Here is a 26,449-nt window from a genome sequence, read left to right on the forward strand (position 1 = left end):
TACCAAAGCGGCCGAATTCGGCGCTCGCGTCGGGTTGCCTCAAATCTTCGCAAACCCAGTTCATGCGGGCGAGATGCGCCGAATCCTGCTGTCGACGGCCAAAATCCTGATTTCCGTGGCGCTGCTCTATCTGGCGCTGCGCAAGGTCGATCTGTCCGAATTGTTTTCGCGCTTCACCGTGACCAGCCTGTTCTGGATCGGTGCCGCGATCGCGATCACTTTCCTGCAGATATTCGTCGGCGTACTACGCTGGCGCGAGATCAGCGCCGTCTGCGGCGCGCCGCTCGAACTCGGCCGCGCCATGCGCTACAACGTGATCGGCTCTTTCTTCAACCAGACCCTGCCGTCGGCGATCGGCGGCGACGCGGTCCGGCTGTGGCTGGTCGCGCGCGCCGGCGCCGGCTGGCGAGCGGCGACCTACTCGATCTTCGTCGACCGCGCGATCGGCTTGATCGCGCTCGCGATTGTCATCGTCGCGAGCCTGCCCTGGAGCTACACTCTCATCACCGATCCGCACGGTCGCTCGGCACTGCTGCTCATCGATCTCCTGGCGCTCGCCGGCGGCCTTGGCTTCCTGGTTTTCGGCGCTTTGAAATGGCGCTGGCTGAAGACGTGGTGGGCCACCCATCACATTCACGCCTGTGCCGTGATCGCGAACCGCGTGATCTTCAGCCGCAGCCGGGGACCGATCATCGCGATCCTGTCGGTGCTCGTTCACGTGCTCGCCGTCGTCATCGCCTGGTGCGTCGTGCAGTCGATCGCGGCCCCGGTTCGCTTCAGCGACGTCTTCCTGCTGGTGCCGCCCGTGATGCTGATCACGATGATGCCGATCTCGATCGCCGGCTGGGGCGTGCGTGAAGCCACGATGGGCCTGGCGTTCGGCTTCGCCGGACTTGCCGCCAACGAAGGCGTCAACGTCTCGCTGCTGTTCGGCGCCGTGTCCTTCATCGTCGGCGCATTCGGCGGCCTGGTCTGGATCCTCAGCGCGGAGAAAGCCGCGCAGGGGTCGGCGCCGATCGGAGTGCCGGAGTGACCGTGCCGACGATCGTGGCCTCGCTGCTAGCCGTTACGATCGCCGCACTGATCTCGGCGCTCATCACCTGGATCAGCCGTCCCCTGCTGCAGCGCTACGCACTGGCACGCCCGAATGCGCGTTCCTCGCATCGTATCCCCACCCCGCAAGGCGCGGGCATCGCGGTGATCTCGGCGACGCTCGTCGTTGCCTTGGCGTTGGCGGCCTGGATTAACGTCGCCATTCCGCCGGCGCTGGTCATTGCCACCATCGTCATTGCGCTGGTCGGGTTCGCCGACGACATCGTCTCGCTGCCGGTGCTGGTGCGGCTAGTGCTGCAGGCCGCCTGCGTCAGCGCTGTCGTCCTCACCGCGCCTGACGATGCGCGCATCGTGCCGGCGGTGCCGCTGGCACTGGAGCGCGGCCTCATCGTGCTCGCCGGTGTCTGGTTCGTGAACCTCGTCAATTTCATGGACGGGCTCGACCTGATGACGGTGGCGGAAGTGGTGCCGGTCACAGCCGCGCTGTTGCTACTCGGGCTCTTCGGCGAATTGTCGCGGCCGGCGGCGTTGATCGCAATGGCCCTGTGCGGGGCCATGCTCGGCTTTGTGCCGTTCAACAAGCCGGTCGCAAGAGTGTTCCTGGGCGATGTCGGCAGCCTGCCGATCGGCCTTTTGCTCGGCTGGTGCCTGCTGGAGCTCGCCTGGCTCGGACAGCCCGCCGCGGCGCTGCTGCTGCCGTCTTATTATCTTGCGGATTCCACCATCACGCTGTTTCGGCGCATCGCGCGGCGCGAACCATTCTGGTCGGCGCACCGCACGCACTTCTATCAGCGCGCCACCGACAACGGCTTCACGGTCAAGCAGGTGATCGCCGAGGTGTTCGCGCTCAATCTCGTACTGGCCTTGCTTGCCGTCGTCAGCGTTCGCGCCGGCTCGATGCCGGTCACGATCGTTTCCCTGTTCGCAGGCGCGGTCGCAGTCGCCTTCGTGCTGCTCCGGTTCTCGCGACCTCAGGCGTTCTGAGCCGCCAGCGCCAGCCGCAGTCCCTCGTCGAGGGAGACCTCCGGCTGCCAACCGGTTGCGAGCGCTTTCGAGATGTTGAGCTCGAGCGAGCCGATCAGGCTGTCATGCGTATCCTGCCGGCCCATCACGCTGAGCAGCGTGCTGAGCACGCCCGACGGCACGCCGAACAGCCGCAGCCCCTTGCCGGACGCTTCGGCCAGCCGCGTGATGAATTCGGGCGTCGAGACCTGCTCCCTGTCGGCGACGAGGAAGATCTCGAAATTGCTGGCGGGATCGGGATGGCCGAGCCGGTGCAGAATGAACGACGACAGGTTCTGCACCGCAAGGAAGGCGCGCTGGTTGCGGATCGCGGCAAAGGGCAGCGGCAGCCCGAGATGGACCGCGCGCGTCAGCAGCGCGAAATTGCCCTTGGCGCCCGCGCCATAGACCAGCGGCGGCCGGATCACCGAGATATTCATGTCGTTGTCGCGCGCCAGCGTCCTCAAACCCGCCTCGGCGGCAGCCTTGGACATGCCGTAGAGGCCGCGCGGCGTTAGGATGTCGTCCTCGCCGAACGGCGCGCGGCCCTCATTGCTGCGGCCGTGCACGAGAACGGTGCTGACGAAGATGAACTGGCGCACGCCGGCCGTCGCCGCGCAACGCGCCAGATGCAGCGTGCCAGCGATATTGACGTTGCGGTAGAGCTGGACCGCGTGCTCCTCGTGCTTGTGATGCACGCGCGCGGCGAGATGGACGACGGCGTCGACGCCTTCCAGCGCGGCCTGCCAATCGGTCTCGGGACCGATCGACTCGATCACGACCTCGTCGTCGACACCTTGCGGGCTGCGGACCGCGCGGCGGACCAACCATCCCGCTCCCGCCAGCGCAGGGGCGACGTGACGGCCGACGAAACCGCTTGCCCCCGTCACCAGCACGACCGGCTTGTTCTCGCTCATCGTTGCTCCGGAAGGTGCGGGGTGCGCAGCAGTTCGTGGATCACGCCGGCATAGGCGTTCATCGCCGTCGCCCGATCGAAGCGCGCCGCCGTCTTCACCGCACGCGCCGCAATCGCATCGTCGTCGGAACCGGACGCGGTGCGGATCGCCGCGGCGAGCTGGTCCGGGCGGCCGGGCGTCACGACCCAGCCAAGCCCGTTCTCCACCACCGTCAGGGCCGCCTCGGCCTCCGGCTCGGAGACCAGAAGCACGGGCCGGCCGACCGCCAGAAGATTGTAGAACCGACTCGGCACCGACACCCCCGCTACGTCCTTCCGATACGGAATGATCCAGAGATTGGCCGCCGACAGGAACGCCTCGAGCTCGGTATCCGCGACGCGCGCCACAAAGGAGACATTGGAGAGGTTTGCTTCGGCCTGCAACTGCTTCAGCCGCTCGAAGCCGATGCCCCAGCCGGACAGCAGGAAGTGAATGTCGGCCTCGTCCTTCAGAAGCCGCGCCGCCTCGAACACGATCTCCGGATCGTGGGTGAAACCGAGATTGCCCGACAGGCCGACGATGAAGCGCGCGGAAAGCGCCTTGCGGAACGGGTTGTCCGAATTGACCGGCCGCGGCGCGGGCACGAGCGTCGCCCAGTTCGGGATGAAGCGGATCTTGTTCCGCGTCATTCCGGCATAGCTCAGCAGCGGCCGCTCCGCATCGCGGCCGATGGTGATGACGGCATTGAGCACGCGGAACATCAGGCCGTTGGCGGCGCGCATCGTCCGCGTCACGAGCGAGCCCGGCTTCAGCAGGCCCGCCATCACCAGCACGTCGGGAAAGAGATCGTGCATGATCAGCGCCGAGCGTGCGCCCTTGAATCTGGCTGCCGCCGCCACCGCGTAAGGCAGCATGAACGGGGCGGTGACCGTGAGCACGACGTCTCCTGCCTTGAGCTCCCGCATCAACGCGACGAACGTGCGCGCCGCGAACAGCAGTTCCGACAGCCCGCGCCGCACCAGCGCCGCCTTGCCCGCCATGCGGTTCTTGATTGCGACCACGCGCGGCTTGCCCGGGCCGGCCTCTGAGGCCGGCAATGCGCCCGGCCAGCCCGAGAGCACGACGACCTCGTGCTCGACGGCGAGACGGCAGGTGATCTCGGCCATGATCGCCGCCGTCGTGCTCGTATCCGGCGGATAATGCTGGCTCGCGACGACGATCTTGCCTCGAGGCTGCATGGTCAGGCCGCGGTCGACCCGAATTCGGGCACCGCATCCTTCAGGATGGTCCTGATGGTGGCGCGATCGTCGCGCGCGATCGCCTGCTCCAGCGCCAAGATCCATTTGCGCAGCGTCTGCATCGGCGGCTCGTTCGGCTGCGCGGCCATGATGCCGGCAACGCCGATCTCGCGGGTCGGCTCCTCGGTGGCGAACAGGATCTCATGCAAGCGCTCGCCCGGCCGCATGCCGGTGAACACGATCTCGATGTCGTAGCCGGGCTGCAGTCCGGAAAGGCGGATCATGCGCTCGGCGAGATCGACGATCTTCACCGGCTGGCCCATGTTGAGCACGTAGACAGAGACGTCGGGACGGTGAGTTCCGAGCGCATGCGTGGCCGCGGTGATGACAAGATCGCAGGCCTCGCGGATGGTCATGAAGTAGCGGACCATGTCGGGATGCGTCACCGTCACCGGGCCGCCGGCCTCGATCTGGGCCTTGAATTTCGGAACCACTGAGCCGTTGGAGGCCAGCACATTGCCGAACCGGACCGAGATCAGCCGCATCGGCGGCCTGGCGCCGCCGCTACCTGCCGCAAGGTCGTGATCCAGCGCCTGGCAGTACATCTCCGCGAAGCGCTTGGTCAGGCCGAGCATCGACACCGGCTCGATCGCCTTGTCGGTCGAGATCATCACCATGGCTTCGGCGCCGGCGGCAACGGCGGCATCCGCGACGTTGATCGAGCCGAAGATGTTGGTCTTGACGCCCTCGCTCCAGTCGCGCTCGAGGATCGGCACGTGCTTGAGCGCAGCGGCGTGGAACACGATGTCCGGCTTGAACCCGGCCATCAGGCGCATGATGCGCTCGCGGTCGCGAATGTCGGCAATCCGTCCTTCGACCTCGGCGGCCGCCCCTCGCGCGGCGAGCGCCTCCGTGATGGCGTAGAGCGCAGGCTCGGAGTTTTCCACGATCAGGAGCCGCGCGGCACCGAAGGCGACGACGCGTTCGCAGATCTCCGACCCGATGGAGCCGCCGCCGCCGGTGACGATCACCGCCTTGCCGTTGATCAGCGCTTCCAGGCGCGCATAGTCGATCGTCTCGCTCGGCCGCAGCAGGAGGTCCTCGACCGCGACGGCCGTGAGCCGCGGCGCATCGCCGCTCTCGAGCGAGGGCATCCGGTTGACGATCACACCCAGCTTGCGCGCCCGCATCAGGATCGATTCCGGACGCGCTTCCGGCTCGAATGCCGACGGCGTCATGACGAGGCGCGCGATCGGCTTGTTGCGCTTGGCGAAGTCGGCGACGACGTCCTCGACGTCGTCGATGCCGCCCAGCACCGGCACGTTGCGGATGAACTGGCCCAGATCCGAATTCGACGGCGAGAGCACGCCGACCGGCCAGATGTGCTTGATCGCGCCGCTCTCGATGCCGCGCAGGAGAACCTCCGCATCCGCGGCGCGGCCGATCAGCAGCGTCGGCGCGGCCTCCTCGCCCCTGGCGTGACGCCGCACCCGCGTATAGCGGAAGTAGCGGTAGGCCATGCGCAGCGCGCTGAGGAAGGAGATCTCGAGGAACCAATAGAGGACGATCGTCACCTTGCCGAGGAAGAATGCGCCGCGGACGTTGGGGGCGACGAAGATGTAGTCGAGCACGAGCAAGGCGACCGTCAGCACGGTCGCGACGCGGATGATGTTCAGCGCGTCAGGCAGCGAGATGAAGCGCCATTTCGTCGTGGTCAGGTTGAAGATGAAGAACACGACCACGCTGAAGGCGAGGAAGTAGGGCAGGATCTGGAACAGCAGCGGCAGGCGGTCGAAGAAGCCGTCGCCACCCTCGAATCGCAGATAGAAGGCGGCAAAAAGCGCCGCCGCGGTCGCCAGCAGGTCGTGGAGCGCGATCAGGAAATTGCGCAAGGTGAGATGCGAAAGACGCGTCATCCGCCGACCGATGAAAACCCAGTTAGATGCAACCTGACCGCGCTGATAGCCCATCTGGACAGGACTTGCCAGCCGCGCGGCCGCTCAGGAACCGGCTTCCCCCATCTTCGCCTCGGGCTGTTGTGCCCGGAGCACCATGCCGCCGGCAACGCCGACCCCGATGACGTACATCCAGCCCTCGTGGAAGTCGAACAGATGGGAGTTGAACAGCGAGGTGAAGATGTTCTGCACAACCACCAGGAGTCCGATCCAGTTGTCGAGCCCCTCGCCGCGAAACAGCAGAAGATGCAGGATCCAGATCGCGTAGAGAACGACGATACCGACCGCGCCCCATTGCACGGCGACGTTGAGCGTCTGGTTATGCGGGTTGCCGATCACCTCGGCTGAGGCCTGGTACAGACCGCTGGGCGTCGCGACCCGTTCGAACAATCCGCGCGTCGAACCGGTGCCGTGCCCTATGATCGGCGCCTGCGCGAAGAAGCCGAGCGACTTCCGCCAGAATTCGAGCCGCAGGCCGAGCGAGGTCGGCTCGCCCTTTTCGACATAGCGCGTGTAGTCGTCGGAAAATCTCTCGGCCGTATGGCGCAAATACGGCGAGGACTGCCAGGCGAGGACCGCAACGGCGAGCAAGCCGGCGGAGATGAGTGCGATGCTGCGCCCTTTGAGATGAAGCAGCGCGAACACGCCGAACATGATCGGAACGGTGACGAGAGCCGTGCGGGACACCACCACGAATGTCATGTTGACGAAGAAGCTCAGCGCCAGCGCCGTCAGTAACCCGGCGAACCAGTATCGCTTCTCACGCAGCAGCATCACGATCGGATAGGCGAGCGCGACCGCGCACAGCGCAAATTCCTGGCTCTGATCGATGTAGTTCTTGACGAAGATGCCGCGCTCGGGCGGATCGGTCTTGAGCGCGAGGTTCGGATAGAAGGCGACCAGCCAGGACATCACCGACAACAGGGCGCAGGACACCAGGAAGGCGACGAAGATCCAGCGGCCGCGCGGCGAACGCTCGAAATGATAGAGCAGGACCGGCAGCACGAGCAGCTTGATGGTCGGATTGATTGCGTGGAAGCGCGCGCTCCAGGGCGCGTCGGACCAGAGCGTTCCCACCAGCGCGAGCAGCACCAGTGCAATCGGAGCCAGACAGATCGGACGCTTCAGGAATTGCAGGAAGGCACGGACGTCGAGAAACGGCAGCATGCAGAGCAGCATCAGCGCGTTGAAGATCCCCGCAAGCGAGGTCGACCAGGGCAGCGAGGCCGCGGTCAGGACCGCGAAGACATCGACGGTTTCGCTCCAGGCAGCCGGGCTGCGCAGACGGCGAAGCAACATCTGTCCCGTCGTTTCGCGAGCAAGCGCCGTCACTTGCCGCCTCCCCGGGCGCGATGCACCAGCGCCGTCGTGCTGAAGCCCTGGAGGATGTCGACGAGCACGACCGTTCCACCCGCTTGCTCGACGACCTCGTGGCCGACCACCTGCTCGCGGGTGTAATCGCCGCCCTTCACCAGCACGCCGGGCCTGATCCGCGTGATCAGATCGATTGGCGTGTCCTCGTCGAAGATGACGACGAGATCGACGGCTTCGAGCGCGGCGAGCACCTCGGCACGCGCGCGCTCGTCCTGGACCGGCCGCTCGGCGCCCTTGAGCCGCCGCACCGAGGCGTCGCTGTTGAGCCCGACGATCAGGCGGTCGCAAGCGGCGCGCGCTGCAGTCAGCACCTTGACGTGGCCGGGATGCAGGATGTCGAAGCAGCCATTGGTGAAGCCGACGCGCTGGCCCTGCCTCCGCCACTCGGCAAGTTGCGCATCGAGGGTATCAGGATCGAGCACGATCTTCTCCTCGGCCGCCAGCGTGGCATGCGGCAGGATCTTTCGGCGCAACTCGGCCGCGCTCACGCTTGCGGTGCCCTGCTTGCCGACGGCGACGGCGGCAGCGGCACTGGCCATGCGCAACGCCGTGTCCCAATCCGCGCCCGTCGCAAGCGCGACCGCGAGCGCGGCGGCCACGGTGTCACCGGCGCCGGAGACGTCACGCACTTTGACCGGGAAAGCCGGAACGTGGACCGCTGCACCATTGCGCGGCACCAGCGTCATGCCCTGCTCGCCTTGCGTGACCAGGATCGCCTCGCAATCGGCGAGCCGCATCACATCCTCGCTGGCATCGACGATGCTCTGTGGCGTGTCGGCGCGGCTGCGCGTTGCTTCCGAAAATTCCTTGCGGTTGGGCGTGAGCAGCGTGGCGCCGCGATAGATCGCCCAGTTCAAGCTCTTGGGATCCACGATCACGGGCTTGCCGAGCTTTCGTGCGGCGTCGATGGTGTGGCGGATGACGCGCGCCGTCAGCACGCCCTTGGCGTAGTCCGAGAGCAGCAAGATGTCGGCGCGCGCGATCTGCGGGAGGATCGCCTCGATCAGCTTCGTCTCGATGTCATCGGAGGCAGGCGCCGCCTGCTCCCAATCCGCGCGCAGCATATGCGTGGAAAAATGTTCGGAGACGAAGCGGACTTTTCGCGTGGTCGGCCGCGCGGGGTCGCGCACCAGCATGTTTTCGATCGCATCAAGCTCATCCAGGGCCGCCTTGAGCCGTGCACCGGCATCGTCCTCGCCGACGAGGCCGACGAAGATACAGCGTGCGCCCAGCGAGGCGACGTTGCGCGCGACATTGCCGGCGCCGCCGATATGGATCTCGCTGCGCTGGGCTGTGATGACGGGCGTCGGCGCTTCCGGCGAGATCCGCGACACCTCGCCATAGACGAATTCGTCCAGCATGATGTCGCCGATGCACAGCACCGTGCGGCCTGAGATGGCCTTCGCGAGGGCGTCGAAATCAAGAATGGGCGTCGGCATGGTCAAATGGCCTCAGCGGAAGCGGTCGGGCCGGTCGAGGTAATCCCCGACATAGGCCTTCACCGCATCCTCGAGCGTCGTGAAGCCGCCGTTATAGCCGGCACGGTGGAGGCGATCGACCTCGCTCTGGGTGAAGTACTGGTAGGCCCCGCGGATCTGCTCGGGCATGTCGATATACTCGATGTTGGGCCTGGTACCGAGCGCGGCATAGGCCGCCAACATCAGATCCCTGAAGCTGCGCGCGTTGCCGGTCCCGACGTTGAAGAGTCCGGACACCGATGGTGTCGCGAGCAGCCACATCACGACGCGCACGACGTCGTCGACATAGATGAAATCGCGGCGCTGATCGCCGTCGGCGATGCCCTCACGGTGCGACTTGAACAATTGCACGACGCGGCCTGCCTTGACGTCGTCGAAGCGCCGCGCCAGCACGCTCATCATCGAGCCCTTGTGATATTCGTTGGGGCCGAACACGTTGAAGAATTTCAGGCCAACCCATTGCGGCGGGAGCTTTTCGCCGCGCGCGGCACGTTCGGCGACCGCGAGATCGAACATGTGCTTGCTCCAGCCGTAGAGATTCATCGGCCGCAGTTTCTTCAACGCCGGCAGCGAGCCGTCGTCGTCGAAACCCTCCTCGCCGTCACCATAGGTCGCCGCCGAGGAGGCGTAGATGAAGGGCACGGCGGCTGTCGTGCACCAATCGAGAAGGCGCATCGACAGGCGAAAGTTGGTCTCGAACACGAGATCGCCGTCGGTCGCGGTGGTCGCGGAAATCGCCCCGAGATGGATCACGGCGTCCAGGGGGCGGCCCTTCAGCCAGTCCATCAGCTCGGCCGGCGGGACGATATCCACAAGCTGGCGCTTGGCGAGGTTCCGCCACTTGCCCTCGTTGCCCAGGAAATCGCAGATCACGACATCACCGCGGCCGGCGTCATTGAGCGCGGCCACGACATTCGACCCGATAAAACCGGCCCCGCCGGTCACCAGCAACATTCAGAAATCCCTGCCCGATCTTTGCGCCCGGTCCTGCCGTAGCGCATGAGCCGCCAAAGTGTAAGCGGTTTTGGATTGAACGGCCTGCCGGCTTTACCTGCCGGCCCGGAGCGGCTACCGAACGGCCATAACCGGTTTCGCCTCGGCCCCTATCAATAAATGAATAAAGATTCGCAATTTAGTGGAGATGCCGATCGGGACGACACACGCCCGATCCTGATCATTCCCTACATGTGGATCGGTGATTTCGTGCGGAATCACACCGTGGTCCGCGTCCTGAAGCAGCGCTGGCCGAACCGGCCAGTCGATCTCCTCACCACATCCCTTTGCGCCCCGCTGGTCGATTATATGCCCGGCGTGCGCGAGGGGATCGTCTGGGACCTGCCGCGCGGCCGGCTTGCCCTGGGACGCCAACTGGCCTTGGCAAAGCTCCTGCGCAAGCGAAACTATGGCACCGCCCTGGTGCTGCCCCGGACGTGGAAGGCGGCCATCGCGCCGGCGCTGGCCGGTATCCCTGAACGGGTCGGCTTCGTCGGCGAGTTCAGGTTCGGCCTGCTCAACCGCTGGCGCTGGGGCGAGAAGAAGCTGCCCCGCTTCATCGACAAGAATGCCGCCCTCGCCCAGCCCGATGGCGCGCCCCTGCCTCCGGAATGGCCGATGCCGCAATTGCGGGTCCCGGTCGAGGACATCGTCCGGTGGCGGCAGGCTAACGGCCTCAGCGCCGGCGCCGCGGTGGCGCTGGCGCCCGGCTCGGTCGGCGTCTCGAAGCGCTGGACCTACTATCCGGAGGCCGCCCGGCTCCTGGTCGAGCGCGGGCTGGAGGCTTGGGTAGTCGGTGGCCCCGGGGAGAAGGGCCTCGCCCAGGAGATCGTCGCGGCCGGCGGCTCCGGGATCGCTGGCGGCCCGGGGGTCCGCGACCTCACCGGCAACGACTTGCGCAACGGCGTGCTGGCCATGGCCGCCGCCGGCGTCGCCATCTCCAACGATTCCGGCCTCATGCACATCGCCGCCGCGCTGGGCACGCCCACCATGGGCATCTTCGGCCCGACCAGCCCCTATCTCTGGGCGCCCCTTAACGGACTTGCCGCAACCGTGGTCCAGGACAAGGAAAAGCTGTCCTGCCAGCCCTGCCAGAGCACGATCTGCAAGATGAACGACCACCGCTGCATGCGGAACATCGCAGCGAGCGAGGTGGTGGGGATTGCGCAGAGGGTGCTGGCGGAAGCAGGTCACGCGTGACGAGCCGAGACACCAAGCGCGGACAGTCCTAACCGAAAGCTCGCGGAGACCACCCTGCGTCAGCGCGGGTGGTCTCCGGTCGATCGTCAGCGCTGAGTCTTGCCGCGCGCCGGAGGCAGAAGCACGGTGTCGATGACCGGATCACGCCGTTTGACGCCTCGATGTCCAGCTGGATGACATGCGCGTCGCATAGGCGACGCGCCAGAACCGCTTGGCGCGATCGATCGCCTTGGTGGCCTGCTGCAGGCCGTCTTCGCCATCGTCTCCAAGCAGGCAGGACTGGTCTCGGTCAGCGACGTGGAGGTGGTGCGGCCGGAGCGATTCTCAGCAGGATGCGCGTGGCACGGCATATCATGCCGCTGTCGGCTTACCGCGCCGCCGATAGATCTGGAGATAGTTGGTGCTGCACGAGCGGGTCGTATGCCAGCGCATGGGGATCGGAGCGAGCTCCAGACCGCAGGTCTCGACGACGGAGAACCCGAGCGGAGCCAGCGTGCCTGCGATCTCATCCGGCCGCATGAAGCGCCGCCAGTCGTGGGTGCCACGGGGCAGCCAGCCCAGAACATATTCCGCGCCGATGATCGCCTTCACGAACGATACCAGCGTCCGGTTCAACGTGCCGATCACCAGCAGCCCGCCAGGCGCAACCAGGCTGCCGGTCGCGGCGAGGAAGCGGTCAGTGTCGGCGACGTGCTCGACGACCTCGAGCGACAGCACGATGTCGAACTGCCGCCGTTCGGCGACCAGCTCCTCGGGAACGGCCTGCCGGTAGCCGATAGGCAACCTGGCTTGGTCCGCATGGATCGTCGCCACGCGGACGTTGCGCTCGGCGGCGTCGATGCCGAGCGCAAGCGCGCCGAGACGGGCCATCGGCTCCGTCACCAGACCCGCGCCGCAACCGACGTCGAGCAGGGTCAAGCCGTCGAGGGGCCGCTCTCGCCTGGGGTCACGCACCATCAACGCGGGAAGCCGGTTGCTGAGGTGCGCGACGCGCGCCGCATTGAAGCTGTGAACCAGCTTCATGCGGCCGTCGGGATTCCACCAATCCTCGGCGAGGGCCTCGAACCGCGCGATCTCGTCAGGATCCACGCTCGGCGCGAGGCCGGTCTTCATGTCCTTGCGCAGCATGGTCAGCCTTCCTGGCGCGCAGCACGTCGCCCGTTACCGCGGCACCGTTCGGAACAGAATTTCACGCTTGGCCAGTCCCGCGCCCATTTTCGCCGCCAAGCGAACGATCGCTTGCAAACGGCGCATATTTTGGTCGGAAGGTCCGATTTGCGTCGCATCTTCGGCATGGAGGACTTGCCCAGAGAGAAAAGACCAGTTTGCGCAGCTGGCGCTCGCAGCCAGCGTGGGTGCCCGCACGGATCGAGACTTTCTCTCCCTGAACGACTCTGCACGGCTTTTGGATCAGGACGCCCAGCCCTTCGCCGCGCCGCTTGTGATCCGAATCCGGCTTGCGATCGTTTCCTCGCCCACGGGGACGCAATCGTGCGGGGAGATCAGATCAGCCGGCGCGCCCAAGGAGATGATCCAAGGCAGATGATCAAGACCATTGCAGCTTGGATCGGCAGCTATGCGGATCATCCGGACCCTCGGTCGGCGCTCGCCGGCAAGATCGCGCTCGTGGTGGCATCCAACCAGCCTTTCTATCCCCTCTATCTGCATTGGATCGTGGGGACGGCCGCATGGCCGGCCTGGCTCAGCCTGCTCTCGACGCCTTTCTTCCTCGCCGTCCCGGCCCTGGCGAAAAGGAATTCGCTTGCGGGCCGCGCGCTGCTTCCACTGGCCGGCGTCGGCAACACCGTCTTATGCGTCAAGCTGTTCGGCGCATCGTCGGGCGTCGAGCTGTTCCTGCTTCCCTGTGTGCTGCTGGGCACGATTTTGTTTCGGCCGGACGAGCGCCTGAAAACAGCAATCGTCGCCACGCTTCCATTCATCGTCTATCTCTTCGTCGATGCCCATCTCGGCCACCCCCTGATGATGACGTCGGACTATCCGAGGCTGGTCGCCTTGAACGGCATGAGCGTGGCAGCCCTGATCGCGCTGATCGGCCTGCTCTGCTCGACGGTGCTGGCGGCGCGAGAGGCGTGAGATCGTGACAACTGGGATCCCCGGCGCGAGGCAGCATGTCGACATCTCTCACTGACGGTCATGATGGCGGGCCGCGGCGCGCACCGGTTCCAACCGCTGCAGCATGGCTCGGCGGATTGGGCCTGGTGCCGTTCGTCGGGCTCTCGATCGCCTCCCAGGCAATCGAGGGTGACTTGAAGACGGCCGCGCTGCACGGACTGCTGGCCTACGGCGCCGTGATCCTGTCTTTCCTCGGCGGCATCCATTGGGGCGCCGCGATGACCCGGTCGATCTCGCGGACGGATCACGGCATAGATGCCGGTCGGCTCGGCATCAGTGTCGTTCCCTCGCTCGTCGGCTGGGCGTCGCTGCTGGTCGATACCCGATATGGTCTCGCACTGTTGGCAGCCGCCTTCGCTGCAAATCTGCTGCTGGATATTCGGTCGACGCGTGAGGGTTTGGTCCCGCCGTGGTATCGCAGGCTTCGCCAGCCGCTGACGATGGTCGTCGTCGCCGCCCTCATCTTGGCGGAGTTCGGCCCGTGAAATACCTCGTTTCGCCGGAGCTGATGATGTTGCGATGATGAAAGCTGAGAGCTGTTTTGCCCGACAGGTCAATCAGCTCTCGCATACTCGGAAGAACATCTTGCTCAGAAGAACATCGTCACCGACCCGCAAGTCATTGATTCCGCTATGGCCGGCTACTGTGCATGGGGTTGTTTTCGCAGTTTTTAGTTATCGGCGCCTGAAAGCGCTGCTCAGAGCAGCGGCCGATAGACCTCGCCGATCCGCGCCGCTTCGGCATCGAGGCTGAACTTCGCGAGCACCCGCGCCCGTCCCCGTTCGCCCATCGCCGTCGCCGCGGCCACGTCCCGCATCAGTGGCTCGACCGCAGCAGCGAGCGCATCAGCATCCCCCGTCGGGATCAGCACGCCGCTCACGCCATCCTCGACCACGAGCTCGGCCGCGCCGGCGCGTGCGGCGACGAGCGCGCTGCCCGCCGCCATTGCCTCGATTAGCGTCAGGCCAAAACCTTCGTTGCGTGAGGTGAAGGCGTAGATCGTCAGCCGCTGATACCAGCGCTGCACCGCTTCGATCGGCAGCTCGCCGGTGATGACGATGCGCGATTGCAGGCCGGCTGCTTCGATGCGCTTTTTCAGGTCATTGGCAAAGGATGTCTGCTCGGCCGTGACCTGACCAACGATCACGGCCGTGAAATCGGGATAGCGCGGCAGCAGTTGGCACATCGCGTCGACGAACACATCGGTGCCCTTCTGCGCGCGCACGCGGCCGAAGCAGCCGATGGCGTAACGGCCCGGCAGCGCGGCCTCATTAAACGCTGCCGCGCGATCGATCGGCGGCACATAGACGTCGGTGTCGACGCCATGCGGGATCACCGTCGCCTGCACTTTCAGGAACGAGGCCGAAAGATCTGACGTCGCGATGATCGCGTCCATGCGCCGGATCAGCCAGCGCGTGATCCAGCTATGGTGCCGCTGCGCCGCCGAGGTGAACACGAGCTTCAACGGCCAGCCGATCGCACGCAGCACAACGCCCGCGATCATCTCGTTGTTGCGCCGCGCATGCCAGATCAACGGCGCCTTGCGGCGCCACAGCTTCAGAAAATCGGCAACGCTCAGGCGCGCGATCCCGGCCGGCGCGTGCGAGCCGAACCATGCGGCGTGGTACAGTTTCGCCAGCCGCGGCGCCACCATCCGGTTGGTCGCGGTGACCCCGGAATAGCGCCTGTGCAGATTTGGCACGATCACATCGAGATCGCCGGGGGGATTGGCCACGTCACGCTCCGTTTCGGAAGCCCCCTATACGCAACATTAAGCATAGTGACCAGTTCAGCCACGCCGAAACCCCCTCTTCACCGCGCAAACGTTAACTTGGCGCGTTGATCGAAGACGGGTGAGATCATGACTGTGCTAGTCACCGGCGGCGCCGGCTATATCGGAAGTCATACGGTCCTCGCGCTGGCGGAAGCCGGCGAGGACGTCGTCGTGATCGACGATCTCTCCACCGGCTTCTCCGCTTATCTGCCCGAAGGCGTGCCGTTGTTCATTGGGGACGCCGGCGACGAGAACCTGCTCGAAGGCGTGATCGCGCAGCACAACATCGAGAGCATCATCCATTTCGCCGGCTCCGTCGTCGTGCCGGATTCGATGCGCGATCCGCTCGGCTACTACCGCAACAATTTCACGACCGCGCGCAATCTGCTCAACGTCGCGGTCAAACGCGGCATCAACCGCTTCATCTTCTCCTCGACCGCCGCCGTCTACGGCAATCCGGACCAGGTGCCGGTCCCCGAACACGCGCCGACGCGGCCGCTGTCGCCCTATGGCTCGTCGAAGCTGATGACCGAGATCATGCTGCACGACGTCGCCGCCGCCTACGGCATGCAGTACGTCACCCTGCGCTATTTCAACGTCGCCGGCGCCGATCCGCAGGCCCGCATCGGCCTTGCCACCGCCGGCGCCACACATCTGCTCAAGATCGCGGTGGAAGCTGCGACCGGCCAGCGCGCCAAGATCGACGTGTTCGGCACCGACTATCCGACCCCCGACGGCAGCTGCATCCGCGACTTCATCCACGTCACGGACCTCTCACAGGCGCATCGTTCGGCGCTAGCGTACCTGCGCAACGGGGGCGCCTCGACGACGCTCAATTGCGGCTACGGTCGCGGCTATTCGGTGCTGGAGACCATCGACGCCGTGCGGCGGGTGTCAGGCCGCAGCTTCGCCGTGCAATACGCCCCGCGCCGGCCCGGCGACATCATGACCATGGTCGCCGACACCAGCCGCATCCGCGGCCTGCTCGACTGGAAGCCGCAATACGACGACCTCGAGACCATCGCCGCGCACGCCTTGGCGTGGGAAGACAAGTTGTTCCACGAGCGCCATGGCGAGCTCCGCCACGCCGCATCGGCCTAGAATCATCCCCAGCGCAAGCCCTTAATTGGGCTTGAAAAACCCCGCTTGAGCGGGCACAGAGGCCGTTCGATCCCTGACGCGCGGGCAGGCTTTGTCCTGCGCCGTCAATGGACACCGGATGGCCCAGTTTCCAAAGAAAATCACCGACGATCCCTATGCGGCAATGGTCCTGGTTCGCCGCCTGGTCACGGAACAGGGGGTCGTCTATTGGCGGCGCTACCTCGTCGCCTTCGCGTTGATGGCGCTTGCCGCCGGATCGACCGCGGGCGCGACCTACGTGCTCGGCCAGGTCATCAACCAGGCTTATGTCGACAAGAACATCCCGGGCATCGCAATGTTCTCGGGCATCACGGTGATCCTGCTCTTCATCAAGGGCGTGGCGACCTACGGCCACATGGTGATCCTGACCAAGATCAGTAACGCCATACTCGCCACCAACCAGCGGCAACTGTTCGCCAAGTTGATGCGCGAGAGCGTCGGCTTCTTCTCCGAACGGCATTCGTCCGAATTTCTGGCGCGGCTGACGGCCGGAGCAAAATCGATCACCGACGTCCTCAACATGTTGGTCAACGCGGTCGGCCGCGACCTCATGATGCTGCTCGCCATGATCGGCGTGATGGTGTGGCAGGACCCGGTGATGTCGTTCATCGGCCTCGTCGTGGTGCCGCCGGCGATGCTGGTGCTGCGCAAGCTGGTCAAACGCATCAAGGGTCTCGCTTTCAACCAGTTCACTGGCACCGCCGACATCATGGAGACGATGCAGGAATCGCTGCAGGGCATCCGCACCGTCAAGGCGTTCACGCTCGAAGACACCATGCAGAAGCGCATCGACGAGAACATCGCGATCGTCGAGCGCAACGCCAACAAGATGGCGCGCGTCGCCAACCGTTCCAACCCGCTGATGGAGATGCTCGGCGGCTTCGCGGTCGCCGGCTGCCTGCTCTACGGCGGCTACAGCGTGGTCGCGCTCAACGCCACGCCAGGTGCGTTCTTCTCCTTCATGACCGCCTTCCTGATGGCAACCGAGCCGGCCAAGCGGCTGGCGCGGCTGAACATAGACCTCAACAGCCAGCTCGTCGGCGCCCGCATGCTGCTCGAAGTCGTCGACAGCCCGGCGAGCGAGCACTCCGACGACGACAAGCCGGCGCTGAAGCTCTCCGAGGCCCGGATCGAGCTGCGCGATGTCAGCTTCTCCTATCGCGCCAACGAGACCGTGCTCAACCGCATGAGCTTCGTGGCCGAGCCCGGCAAGGTCACCGCGCTGGTCGGCCCTTCCGGCGGCGGCAAGTCGACGGTGCTGGCGCTCCTGCTGCGCTTCTACGAGGTGACGCAGGGCGACATCGTGATCGACGGCCAGTCGATCGGTGCGATCTCTCGCAAATCGCTGCGGGCGCAGACCGCCTATGTCGGACAGGACGTCTATCTGTTCCGCGACACCATCCGGAACAACATCGCGTTCGGCAAGCCGGGCGCGACCGAGAACGAAATCGTCGACGCCGCCAGGGCAGCCTGCGCGCATGATTTCATCACGAGCTTCCCGCTCGGCTACGACACGCCGGTCGGCGAGCACGGCACGCAGCTGTCAGGCGGACAGCGTCAGCGCATCGCCGTGGCGCGCGCGCTGCTCAAGAACGCGCCGATCATCCTGCTTGACGAGGCCACCGCCGCGCTCGATTCCGAATCCGAACGGCAGGTGCAGGAGGCGATCGAGCATCTCTGCCAGAACCGCACCACCATCGTGATCGCGCATCGCCTGCACACCATCATGCATGCCGACGCCATCCTTGTGATCGAAGGTGGCGAAATCGTCGAGCAGGGCCGGCATGACGAGCTGCTCCGTCGCGGCGGGCGCTATGCCTCGTTCTTCCGCCTGCAACATCACGATGCCGGCGCTCTGGCGCCGATCAGCGCAACCGCATAGAGTTCCCTGTCAACCTCAAGAGCCGCGAGACCCGCATGAACGCCGCCTCCTACGTCATCCCGCTTCCACCCCAGGCTTCGCTTCCCGTCGTCGGCGAAAACGGGCGCTATCCGGTGCGTCGCATCTGGTGCGTCGGCCGCAACTATCTCGAGCACATCCGCGAGATGGGCAATGACGAGCGTGCCCCGCCGTTCTTCTTCGCCAAGCACGCTGATATGCTGGTGCCCGATGGCGCCATCATTCCCTATCCGCCACTGACCAAGGATTTGCATCACGAGGTCGAGCTGATCGTCGCGATGAAGAGCGGCGGGCTCAACATCCCCGCCGACAAGGCGCTGGATCACGTCTACGGCTATGCCGTCGGCATCGACCTCACCCGCCGCGACCTCCAGATCGCCTCGCGCAAGAAGGAGCGCCCCTGGGAGATCGGCAAGTCGTTCGACGGCTCCGCTCCGTGCTCCGCGATTCAGCCGGCCTCCAAGATCGGCCATCCCGCCAAGGGCAAGATCTGGCTCACGGTCAACGGCAAGGAGGCTCAGAAGGGCGACCTGACCGAGTTGATCTGGAACGTGCCGGAGATCATCTGGCAGCTCTCGCAGCAGGTGAAGCTCGCCGCCGGCGACATCATCATGACGGGCACGCCCGCCGGCGTCTCCCAGCTCCAGCCCGGCGACAAGCTCGAATGCGGCGTCGACGGTGTCGGCACGCTGAAGGTCAGCATCGGCCAGCCGGAATAGGCTGAGCGACATTTCAAAGCAAAAGGCCCCGGACATGTCCGGGGCCTTTTAGTTCCGATCGCATCTACCAGGCCTTCACCGGCCGATTCGCATGGCTCGCCTGCGGCACACCGCGATTGAGCGACATGTGCGAGTGCACGCAGAGCCATCTGTCACCCTCTCTTGAAAACACCATCGTGGCCCGGCCGGGGCGCGCAAAGGCGCTGCCATCGGGGTGATAGCCCGTGCTGGTCCACGGCGCGATCACGGTTGCCATCGTGCCGTCGGGGGATGCCAGAACGGAAGTCTGATCGAGCACGAAACGGAAGTCGGTGGTCTTCGGCCAGACGTTATCCCACTGCGTCGAGACCCATCGGTCGAGACCAGGGATGACGTCGTTGTGGGTGCCGAAGGCGAGCACGTCCGGATGGAAGAGCGGCCGTGCCGAGGCGTAATCGACCTCGCGGACATAGCCCGCGAAGGTCTCCAGCCATCGGCGGAAAAAATCCATGATCTCGCTCTTCGCGGTCGGCAAGGACATCACTTGCTCCAGATCCTGCAACTCCATCACGGCAATCTTTGTTGCCACGAGCCGGGCTGTCCAGCAAGATTGGCGTTCGAGATTGCTGATCGCGATAAGGTAAGATCAGCACCGGGTCCGATGGAGCCAAGATTCATGAAATGTCTGCTTTTGCTACCGACCTTTCTCCTCCTCACCAGCAACGCAGCCAGCGCACAGTCCAGTCAACCCTATGCTGGGCTCGAAGGACGGTCGATCAAGACGCTGTCGCAGCAGCAGGTCGACGACCTCCGCGCCGGACGCGGGATGGGTCTGGCTCTCGCCGCCGAGCTCAATGGATATCCCGGTCCCAGCCACGTGCTCGAGCTCGGTGATCGTCTCGACTTGACCGCCGATCAACGCGTCGAGGTCCGGCGGCTGTTCGATGCCATGAAGCAGGAAACCGTGCCGCTGGGCAGCAAGCTTGTCGATCAAGAGAGAGCGCTTGAAGACCTGTTCTCTTCCCGAGCGGTCACGTCGGAATCGCTCAAGACGAGCATCGCGGCCATCGCTGCAACGCAGGGGAAGCTCCGTGAGAGCCACCTCAAGTACCATCTGGCGACAGCGGCATTGCTGGCACCCGGCCAGATGCAGCGATACGCGGAACTGCGCGGCTATCAGAACCCGGGCCCCGACACCCCCGCAGGTCACAAGCACCATCACTAGGCGGGCCCGCCGTCTGGTCCGGCGTCGCCAGGATCGGACGATCACGGCAGAGCCGCAATCCCCTCACGAAATGACGCAAGGGCGGACAATGCTTCGCTGGCCGCCCGGCGCGTTCAGATTCAACTTAACGCCGACCACACGATGAGGCCGAGGATCAGCGCCGTCAGCGAATATTTCAGCGTGTAGTAGACGATGCGGTTCCATGCCTTGACCTTGCGGCTGGCGAGGTGGATCTCGTAGAGCTTGCCGAACACCTTGTTGAGCACGCCGACATTCTCGCCCTCGACGTTCTGGGTCGCCGACGCCTTGACGATGTGATGGCTGACCCAGCGGTTGATCGCGGTCATGAAGCCGTACTTCATCGGGCGCTCGACGTCGCAGAACAGGATGATGCGGTTGACGTCGGTGGCGTTCTCGGCGCTGTGGATGAAGGTCTCGTCGAACATGAAGGCCTCGCCGTCGCGCCAGACGCATTCGACGCCGTCGACCAGGATGCGGCACTTGTTCGAGTTCGGCGTGACGAGGCCGAGGTGATAGCGCAGCGAGCCGGCAAAGGGATCGCGGTGCGCGCCGAGCTTGCCGCCCGGCGGCAGCATCGCGAACATCGCGCCATGCACGCTCGGGATCGACTTGAGTAGCTCCACCGTCTTCGGACACAGCGTGTTCGCCGACGGCAGGAAGTCGTCGTACCATTTCAGGTAAAACCGCTTCCAGCCGCTCTTGAAGAACGAGTAGAAGCCCCAGTCGTTGTTCTTCGCAGCCGCGCGGATGAAGCCCTCGTCGAACAGACGCACGGCCTCGTCGCGGATCGTCTCCCAATTCTCGCTGAGGGGTTTCAGCTCGGGAAACTGCTCGACCGGGATCACCGGCTTGTTCGGCACCGCCGAGCCCGCATACATCAGGACATTGTAGGGCGCGAGATAGGTCGAGTGATCGCCGAGCTGGCGCGCAAAGCGCAGCCGCTGCCTGCCGCGGAAGTGAACGTAAATCGTCGAGGCCGCCAGCACGTAAAGGATGACGAGTTGCGGCGCAAAAAGCTGTTTCAACATTTCCCCAGTTCCCGACTGACCCAGCCGGGAACGTGATCTACCTCGACCGGGACCAAGCGGCAATATATTCACCGCTGGGTTGCAATCACGCTGAGGAGAGCGGCAGTACGGAATCCGGGTTGAAACCGGCCGAAACGAGCTCAATCACGCCCGGGACAACGCCTGGAGACCCTTGAAGGTCAGGCGCTTGGGATCCGTGACGCCGGCGAGATAGAGCCGGCGGATGAAGGCGATGACGGCGTCGCGGTCGCAATCGGTCAACGCGACGACGGCGTCGACCGCGATCTTCTGGGCTTCCATTGGGCTCACCTCGGCCTTGCGAGTAACCCGGCCAAGACAGGCTAGGACTCACCGGTTAATCCGGCGTTAACCGTTCGGGCAGCATGGCTGATTCAGACCGGTGCCTGTATACGCAAAACAACGCATTGCCGAGAGTGCAGCGGCTCATCGCGCAGCCATGCTCTTCTTGAGCTGGGCAAATTGCTTCTTCAGCCGCGGCGCCGCGAAGTCGGCGAAGGCACGCACCTTGGGCACCGAGAGCCTGCCCTGCGGGCAGATCAAATGCGCGGGCATCTCCGGATCCTCATCGCCGGCCAGCACGATCTCGAGCTCGCCGCGCGCGACCTGCTCCGCCACCTGGTAGGAATACATCCGCGCCACCCCGCGCCCGGCGACGGCGGAGGCCACCGCCGCATAGGTGCTGTTGACGACAAGACGCGGAGTAAACTGCACCGTCCGGGCCGCCGACGAGCCGGCCTGCGGCACAAAGGTCCAGGAGTTCGGAAGATGCGCCATCGCCACGATCTGATGCTTGGCAAGATCGCCGGGCTCGGTGATGCGCGGGTGCTGCTTGAGATAGCGCGGCGCCGCCACGACGACGCGGCTGATCTCGCCGACCCGCATCGCCACCATCGCTGAATCCGCGAGCGGCCCGATGCGGAGCGCAACATCGACGCCTTCCTCGATCAGGTTGACCGCACGGTCGAACAGCAGGAGCTTTGCCGACACGGTCGGATAGGCATCGAGAAACGCATCGAGGATCGGTCGCAGAACCATTTCGCCCGACACAACGGGGGCGGTGATCGTCAGCAGGCCGCGCGGCGCTGTGCGCGGTCCGGCGGCAATGTCGTCGGCCTCCTCCAGTTCCGCGAGTACGCGGCGGCAGATCGCGAGATAGCGCTCGCCCTCCTCGCTCAGCTTGATCGATCGCGTCGTCCGGTGAAGCAGCTCGGCGCCGACCCGCTCTTCCAGGAAGGCGATGGCGCGGCTGACCGCTGCCGGCGAGCGGCCGAGCTTGCGCCCTGCGGCCGCGAGGCTTCCCTCGTCCACCGCGAGGACGAACACATTCATCGCATCCAGACGATCCATGCCTTCCCCTCGCCCCATCAATTCCGGTGACAAGCTAGGCGTTCGTCTCCGCCGCGACAACCGCCGCCAGGCCAGATCCGGCATTCGTTCGCGCCACGTAACAGTGTCTGCCGGACAACGTGTATTCGCAGCCGGGCCACTGGAGCGTACCTCACACACAAGGCCAGCCGGTGCTGGCTCAGGTTTTTAAGCCAACAACAGGAGCCCGTCATGGGTATCGAACAGAAGGTCGCCATCATCACCGGAGCATCGCAGGGCATCGGCGCCGCCCTGGTGAAGGGCTTTCGCGATCGCAACTACCGCGTCGTGGCAACGGCCCGCTCGATCAGGCCGTCGGACGACGACGATGTTCTCGCCGTTCCCGGCGACATCTCGGATAGAGCCACCGCTGAACGCGTGGTCTCGCAAGCCGTCGCCCGCTTCGGCCGGGTCGACACGCTGGTGAACAATGCCGGCATCTTCGTCGCAAAGCCGTTCACGCAGTACACGGCCGAAGACTATGCGGCGGTGATGGGGACCAATGTCGCAGGTTTCTTCAACGTCACGCAGCTCGCCATCGCCGAGATGGAGAAGCAGGGTTCTGGCCACGTCGTCCAGATCACCACCACGCTGGTCGATCAGGCGAACTCGAACGTGCCCTCGGTGCTGGCCTCGCTGAGCAAGGGCGGACTGAGCGCCGCGACCAAGTCGCTCGCGATCGAATATGCCAAGCGCGGCATCCGCGTCAACGCGGTGTCTCCCGGCATCATCAAGTCGCCGATGCATCCGCTCGAAACGCATGCCCAGCTCAGCGCACTGCACCCGGTCGGCCATATGGGCGAGATGTCTGACATCGTCGATGCCGTGCTCTATCTCGAGGGTGCTTCTTTCGTCACCGGCGAGATCCTGCATGTCGACGGCGGCCAGAGCGCCGGCCACTGAGCCGAGGATAAACACGATGCCCATCGTCACCATTCAAGTGACCCGCGAGGGAACGACGCCGGGAGCGGCGTCGATCACCGCGGAGGAAAAGGCCGCCCTGATCAAGGGATCCAGCCAGCTGCTGCTCGACGTGCTCGGCAAGCCGCTCGATTCCACCTTCGTCGTGATCGAGGAAGTCGACCTGGACAATTGGGGCTGGGGCGGCCTGCCCGTGCCGGAATTCCGGCGTCGCCGCGCCCAGACCGGATGATGCGCGCGCCATTGAGCGCAGGAGGATGAAATGACCAACGCAGATATGAAGCAACAGGTCGAGACCCGGCTGCACCCGCAGCCGGGATCAGACTCAGGGTCAACGTCCCAAAGGACCTGGCGATATGCCGTCGCAGGATTGTCCGCATCACTGGTCGGCCTTGGCCTCGCCCGCTTTTCCTATACACCCCTGATCCCGGCCCTGATCGCGGCAAAATGGTTCAGCGCATCAGATGTCGTCTATCTCGGTGCGGCGAACCTTGCCGGCTATCTCGCCGGCGCGCTCGCCGCGCGGGCTGTCGCTTCGCGCATCGGCGCGGTCCCTGCGCTGCGAGCGATGATGCTGCTGGCGACCCTCTCTTTCTTCGCCAGCTCATCGCCGGTGTCGTTCACCTGGTTCTTCGCCTGGCGCTTTCTGTCAGGTCTCACCGGCGGCATCATCATGGTGCTGGCGGCTTCCGTCATTCTGCCGCACACCTCACCCGCACGGCGGGGCATCGTCGGCGGCGTGATCTTTGCCGGCGTCGGCCTCGGCGTCGCAGCATCGGGCACGCTGGTGCCGCTCTTGCTGCAACAGGGCCTGCAGCAGAGCTGGTATGGCCTCGGCGCGCTCTCGGCCGTCCTCACGCTCGCGAGCTGGTGGAACTGGCCTGCTGACGCCAAGGGCAATACGGCTCCTTCGCATCAGGCAAAGCCCCATCGAGCCTCGCCCGCCGCCCGTGCGCTGCTGGTCCAGTACGGTCTCAACGCGGTGGCGCTGGTGCCGCACATGGTTTTCATCGTCGACTTCGTGGCGCGCGGCCTTGGTCAGGGAATTGCCGCGGGATCGCACTACTGGGTGCTTTACGGCCTTGGCGCGATCATCGGTCCGCTCGTCACCGGCCATCTCGGTGACCGGTCCGGGTTTGGACCGGCGTTGCGCGCGGCCTTCCTGATCGAGGCGGCCGCTGTGCTGCTGCCGACCGTCAGCGCCGCGCCGGTTTCGCTGATTGTGTCGAGTGTTGTGGTCGGCGGCTTCACGCCGGGCATCGTGCCCCTGGTGCTCGGGCGCATCCACGAACTCGTGCCGCATTCGGCCGAACAACAGCGCGCGAGCTGGAGCCACGCCACGACGAGCTTTGCGCTGTTCCAGGCGGCAGCGGCCTACGGGTTCTCCTGGATCTATGCGCAGACCGGTGCCGACTATCTGGTCCTGTTCGGACTCGGCGGCGCGGCGGTGGTGCTGGCACTCGCGATCGACCTTGGCCTCGCGCTCACTACGCGCAAGGCATAGATGCAGCCCGCGGCGTGATCAGGAATATCGCATCACGCCGTCGTCGATCCGGCCGAACCGCAAGGAGACGGTGTCGAGCGCGTAGTTCTGGTACAGCCGCCACGGCTGCTTCGAGCCCTGCTTCGGCATCTTGGCGACCGAGCGCTGCACATAGCCAGAGGTGAAATCCAGCGACGGCTGTGCCGTGATCTCCGGGTCGCCATTATGCGGCATGCACTGGCGGAAATTGTGCCGGTCCATGTAGTTGATGAGCCGGCAGACATATTCGCAGGTGAGGTCACATTTCAGCGTCCAGGACGCATTGGTGTAGCCGAACGCCGAGGCCATGTTGGGCACGTCGGCGTACATCATGCCCTTGTAGGTCAGCGTATTGGCGAAATCGACGGCACGGCCGTCGACACTGACGTCGAGACCGCCGACGACCTGGAGCACCAGGCCCGTCGCGGTGACGATGATGTCGGCGGGAAGTTCGCAGCCATCCTTGAGACGGATACCATCGCGGGTAAATGTGTCGATCTCATTGGTCACGACGGAGGCGCGCTGCTCGCGGATCGCCTTGAACAGATCGCCGTCAGGCACCAGGCACAGCCGCTGATCCCAGGGATTGTAGCGCGGCGTGAAATGGGTGGCGACGTCGTAATCCGGGCCGAGCGCCATCTGTACGCCCTTGAGGACCAGCTCCTTGACCTTCGCAGGACGGCGCCGGCTGAGCTGGAAGAAGAACATTCCCCACATCACGTTGCGCCAGCGGATGACATGATAAGCAAGCCGCGTCGGCAGATTACGGCGGATCTTGTTGGCGACGGGATCCTGCGCCGGGCGCGACACCACATAGGTCGGTGAGCGCTGCAGCATGGTGACCTGCGCTGCCTTCTTGGCGAGCTCCGGCACCAGCGTCACCGCGGTCGCGCCCGAGCCGATCACCACGACGCGCTTGCCCGCGTAGTCGATATCCTCAGTCCATTTCTGCGGATGGACGACGCGGCCGGCGAAATCGGCGGAGCCCTTGAACTCCGGCGTGTAGCCCGCCTCGTATCTGTAATAGCCCGAGCACATGAACAGGAAATTGCAGGTGAAGCGCACCGGCTCGGTCGCGCCCTCCCCCGTGATGCGCTCGGCCTCGATGGTCCAGCGTGCGTCCGGCGTCGACCACGAAGCGCCCTTGACGCGATGACGGAAGCGGATGTGCTTCTCGATGTCGTTCTCGGCCGCGGTCTCGCGCACATAGTTCAGGATCTGCGAACCGTCGGCGATGGCCTTCGGATCGGTCCACGGCTTGAAGGAATAGCCGAGCGTGAACATGTCGCTGTCCGAGCGGATGCCGGGATAGCGAAACAGGTCCCAGGTGCCGCCGATGCAGTCGCGCCCCTCGAGGATCACGTAGCTCTTGGTGGGGCACTTGCTCTGAAGATGATAGCCCGCACCGATGCCGGACAGCCCGGCACCGACGATGAGGACGTCGAAATGTTCTTGTTGCATGGTTTCCTCCGCCGGTGCGGATTGTCCGCCCGTCGCTGCTGGCCGTCAATT

Annotated in this window: 26 protein-coding genes; 12 read left to right on the top strand and 14 right to left on the bottom strand. The window is 65.1% G+C overall.

All coding sequences use genetic code 11. The features are described 5' to 3' along the window. The first annotated feature begins 73 nt into the window (after positions 1-73). Complete coding sequence (locus C7G42_RS24590) at positions 74-1,033, top strand: lysylphosphatidylglycerol synthase transmembrane domain-containing protein (RefSeq protein ID WP_106951532.1); 960 nt, start codon at positions 74-76, stop codon at positions 1,031-1,033. Next, positions 1,030-2,037, top strand: a complete 1,008-nt coding sequence (locus C7G42_RS24595) for an MraY family glycosyltransferase (RefSeq protein ID WP_106951533.1) — start codon at positions 1,030-1,032, stop codon at positions 2,035-2,037. The genes C7G42_RS24590 and C7G42_RS24595 overlap by 4 nt, the downstream gene beginning before the upstream one ends. On the opposite strand, the gene C7G42_RS24600 is transcribed toward C7G42_RS24595, so the two are convergent. The 6 genes from C7G42_RS24600 to rfaD all read right to left on the bottom strand — a co-directional run bounded on the left by C7G42_RS24600 (position 2,025) and on the right by rfaD (position 9,950). Further along, the gene (locus tag C7G42_RS24600; protein ID WP_106951534.1) at positions 2,025-2,972 is read right to left on the bottom strand and encodes an NAD-dependent epimerase/dehydratase family protein; all 948 of its coding nucleotides are present in this window, start codon (positions 2,970-2,972) and stop codon (positions 2,025-2,027) included. The two genes, C7G42_RS24595 and C7G42_RS24600, sit on opposite strands and share 13 nt — an antisense overlap. Further along, a complete protein-coding gene (locus tag C7G42_RS24605) occupies positions 2,969-4,189 on the bottom strand; it encodes a glycosyltransferase family 4 protein (protein ID WP_199581117.1) in 1,221 nt (406 codons plus the stop codon). The genes C7G42_RS24600 and C7G42_RS24605 overlap by 4 nt, the downstream gene beginning before the upstream one ends. A 2-nt stretch (positions 4,190-4,191) precedes the next feature. Further along, positions 4,192-6,105, bottom strand: coding sequence for an SDR family NAD(P)-dependent oxidoreductase (locus tag C7G42_RS24610; RefSeq protein WP_199581118.1), 1,914 nt, complete (start codon positions 6,103-6,105; stop codon positions 4,192-4,194). An 84-nt stretch (positions 6,106-6,189) separates the two neighbouring features. Beyond that, positions 6,190-7,476, bottom strand: a complete 1,287-nt coding sequence (locus tag C7G42_RS24615; RefSeq protein WP_106951537.1) for an O-antigen ligase family protein — start codon at positions 7,474-7,476, stop codon at positions 6,190-6,192. Then, the gene (gene rfaE1, locus C7G42_RS24620; RefSeq protein WP_199581141.1) at positions 7,473-8,945 is read right to left on the bottom strand and encodes a D-glycero-beta-D-manno-heptose-7-phosphate kinase; all 1,473 of its coding nucleotides are present in this window, start codon (positions 8,943-8,945) and stop codon (positions 7,473-7,475) included. The genes C7G42_RS24615 and rfaE1 overlap by 4 nt, the downstream gene beginning before the upstream one ends. Positions 8,946-8,969: 24 nt before the next feature. Beyond that, positions 8,970-9,950 carry an ADP-glyceromanno-heptose 6-epimerase gene (gene rfaD / locus C7G42_RS24625; RefSeq protein ID WP_106951539.1) on the bottom strand — a complete coding sequence of 327 codons (981 nt, stop codon included), beginning with the start codon at positions 9,948-9,950 and terminating at the stop codon, positions 8,970-8,972. Between the two features lie 159 nt (positions 9,951-10,109). Here rfaD and waaF point away from each other — a divergent pair, with 159 nt between their 5' ends. Continuing rightward, complete coding sequence (gene waaF, locus C7G42_RS24630) at positions 10,110-11,189, top strand: lipopolysaccharide heptosyltransferase II (RefSeq protein WP_106951540.1); 1,080 nt, start codon at positions 10,110-10,112, stop codon at positions 11,187-11,189. A 351-nt stretch (positions 11,190-11,540) separates the two neighbouring features. Here waaF and ubiG read toward each other — a convergent pair whose 3' ends face one another. Further along, positions 11,541-12,317 carry a bifunctional 2-polyprenyl-6-hydroxyphenol methylase/3-demethylubiquinol 3-O-methyltransferase UbiG gene (ubiG, locus tag C7G42_RS24640; protein WP_106951541.1) on the bottom strand — a complete coding sequence of 259 codons (777 nt, stop codon included), beginning with the start codon at positions 12,315-12,317 and terminating at the stop codon, positions 11,541-11,543. A gap of 2 nt (positions 12,318-12,319) precedes the next feature. Next, positions 12,320-12,484, bottom strand: coding sequence for a DUF2256 domain-containing protein (locus tag C7G42_RS24645; protein ID WP_106951542.1), 165 nt, complete (start codon positions 12,482-12,484; stop codon positions 12,320-12,322). Between the two features lie 247 nt (positions 12,485-12,731). Here C7G42_RS24645 and C7G42_RS24650 point away from each other — a divergent pair, with 247 nt between their 5' ends. After that, positions 12,732-13,283 carry a hypothetical protein gene (locus tag C7G42_RS24650; protein ID WP_106951737.1) on the top strand — a complete coding sequence of 184 codons (552 nt, stop codon included), beginning with the start codon at positions 12,732-12,734 and terminating at the stop codon, positions 13,281-13,283. A gap of 35 nt (positions 13,284-13,318) precedes the next feature. Further along, on the top strand, positions 13,319-13,807 hold the full coding sequence (locus tag C7G42_RS24655; protein WP_106951543.1) for a DUF3429 domain-containing protein: 489 nt from the start codon (positions 13,319-13,321) through the stop codon (positions 13,805-13,807). A 212-nt stretch (positions 13,808-14,019) separates the two neighbouring features. Here the strand turns inward: C7G42_RS24655 and C7G42_RS24660 are convergent, their stop codons facing one another. Next, the gene (locus tag C7G42_RS24660; RefSeq protein WP_106951544.1) at positions 14,020-15,057 is read right to left on the bottom strand and encodes a glycosyltransferase family 4 protein; all 1,038 of its coding nucleotides are present in this window, start codon (positions 15,055-15,057) and stop codon (positions 14,020-14,022) included. A 126-nt stretch (positions 15,058-15,183) separates the two neighbouring features. Between C7G42_RS24660 and galE the strand changes: the two genes are divergently transcribed. From galE to C7G42_RS24675, 3 genes are all read left to right on the top strand, one after another. Beyond that, complete coding sequence (gene galE, locus C7G42_RS24665; RefSeq protein WP_094891531.1) at positions 15,184-16,197, top strand: UDP-glucose 4-epimerase GalE; 1,014 nt, start codon at positions 15,184-15,186, stop codon at positions 16,195-16,197. A 118-nt stretch (positions 16,198-16,315) separates the two neighbouring features. Next, positions 16,316-18,118, top strand: a complete 1,803-nt coding sequence (locus C7G42_RS24670) for an ABC transporter ATP-binding protein (protein WP_106951545.1) — start codon at positions 16,316-16,318, stop codon at positions 18,116-18,118. A gap of 35 nt (positions 18,119-18,153) precedes the next feature. Further along, the gene (locus C7G42_RS24675; protein ID WP_106951546.1) at positions 18,154-18,855 is read left to right on the top strand and encodes a fumarylacetoacetate hydrolase family protein; all 702 of its coding nucleotides are present in this window, start codon (positions 18,154-18,156) and stop codon (positions 18,853-18,855) included. A 64-nt stretch (positions 18,856-18,919) separates the two neighbouring features. Here the strand turns inward: C7G42_RS24675 and C7G42_RS24680 are convergent, their stop codons facing one another. Further along, positions 18,920-19,378 (bottom strand): YybH family protein, encoded by a 459-nt coding sequence (locus C7G42_RS24680; protein ID WP_199581142.1) that lies wholly within the window; start codon positions 19,376-19,378, stop codon positions 18,920-18,922. A gap of 132 nt (positions 19,379-19,510) precedes the next feature. Between C7G42_RS24680 and C7G42_RS24685 the strand changes: the two genes are divergently transcribed. Continuing rightward, the gene (locus tag C7G42_RS24685) at positions 19,511-20,059 is read left to right on the top strand and encodes a Spy/CpxP family protein refolding chaperone (RefSeq protein ID WP_106951738.1); all 549 of its coding nucleotides are present in this window, start codon (positions 19,511-19,513) and stop codon (positions 20,057-20,059) included. Positions 20,060-20,178: 119 nt separating this feature from the next. Here C7G42_RS24685 and C7G42_RS24690 read toward each other — a convergent pair whose 3' ends face one another. The 3 genes from C7G42_RS24690 to C7G42_RS24695 form a co-directional block, all read right to left on the bottom strand. Then, a complete protein-coding gene (locus C7G42_RS24690) occupies positions 20,179-21,108 on the bottom strand; it encodes an aspartyl/asparaginyl beta-hydroxylase domain-containing protein (protein ID WP_106951548.1) in 930 nt (309 codons plus the stop codon). 144 nt (positions 21,109-21,252) lie between these two features. Continuing rightward, positions 21,253-21,408: a hypothetical protein gene (locus tag C7G42_RS35450; protein ID WP_014493894.1), complete on the bottom strand. Its 156-nt coding sequence runs from the start codon at positions 21,406-21,408 to the stop codon at positions 21,253-21,255. 144 nt (positions 21,409-21,552) lie between these two features. Continuing rightward, on the bottom strand, positions 21,553-22,476 hold the full coding sequence (locus C7G42_RS24695; protein WP_106951549.1) for a LysR family transcriptional regulator: 924 nt from the start codon (positions 22,474-22,476) through the stop codon (positions 21,553-21,555). Positions 22,477-22,686: 210 nt separating this feature from the next. On the opposite strand from C7G42_RS24695, the gene C7G42_RS24700 reads away from it, so the two are divergent. From C7G42_RS24700 to C7G42_RS24710, 3 genes are read left to right on the top strand one after another with little or no spacing between them, the layout of a single operon-like run. After that, a complete protein-coding gene (locus C7G42_RS24700) occupies positions 22,687-23,397 on the top strand; it encodes an SDR family NAD(P)-dependent oxidoreductase (RefSeq protein WP_106951550.1) in 711 nt (236 codons plus the stop codon). 16 nt (positions 23,398-23,413) lie between these two features. Beyond that, positions 23,414-23,647, top strand: coding sequence for a tautomerase family protein (locus tag C7G42_RS24705; RefSeq protein ID WP_162308646.1), 234 nt, complete (start codon positions 23,414-23,416; stop codon positions 23,645-23,647). A gap of 30 nt (positions 23,648-23,677) precedes the next feature. Continuing rightward, positions 23,678-24,919, top strand: coding sequence for a YbfB/YjiJ family MFS transporter (locus tag C7G42_RS24710; RefSeq protein ID WP_106951551.1), 1,242 nt, complete (start codon positions 23,678-23,680; stop codon positions 24,917-24,919). A gap of 18 nt (positions 24,920-24,937) precedes the next feature. Here the strand turns inward: C7G42_RS24710 and C7G42_RS24715 are convergent, their stop codons facing one another. After that, positions 24,938-26,398, bottom strand: coding sequence for a flavin-containing monooxygenase (locus C7G42_RS24715; RefSeq protein ID WP_106951552.1), 1,461 nt, complete (start codon positions 26,396-26,398; stop codon positions 24,938-24,940). Between the last annotated feature and the right edge of the window lie 51 nt (positions 26,399-26,449).

The organism is Bradyrhizobium sp. MOS003, from assembly GCF_003020125.1.
Lineage (GTDB): Bacteria > Pseudomonadota > Alphaproteobacteria > Rhizobiales > Xanthobacteraceae > Bradyrhizobium.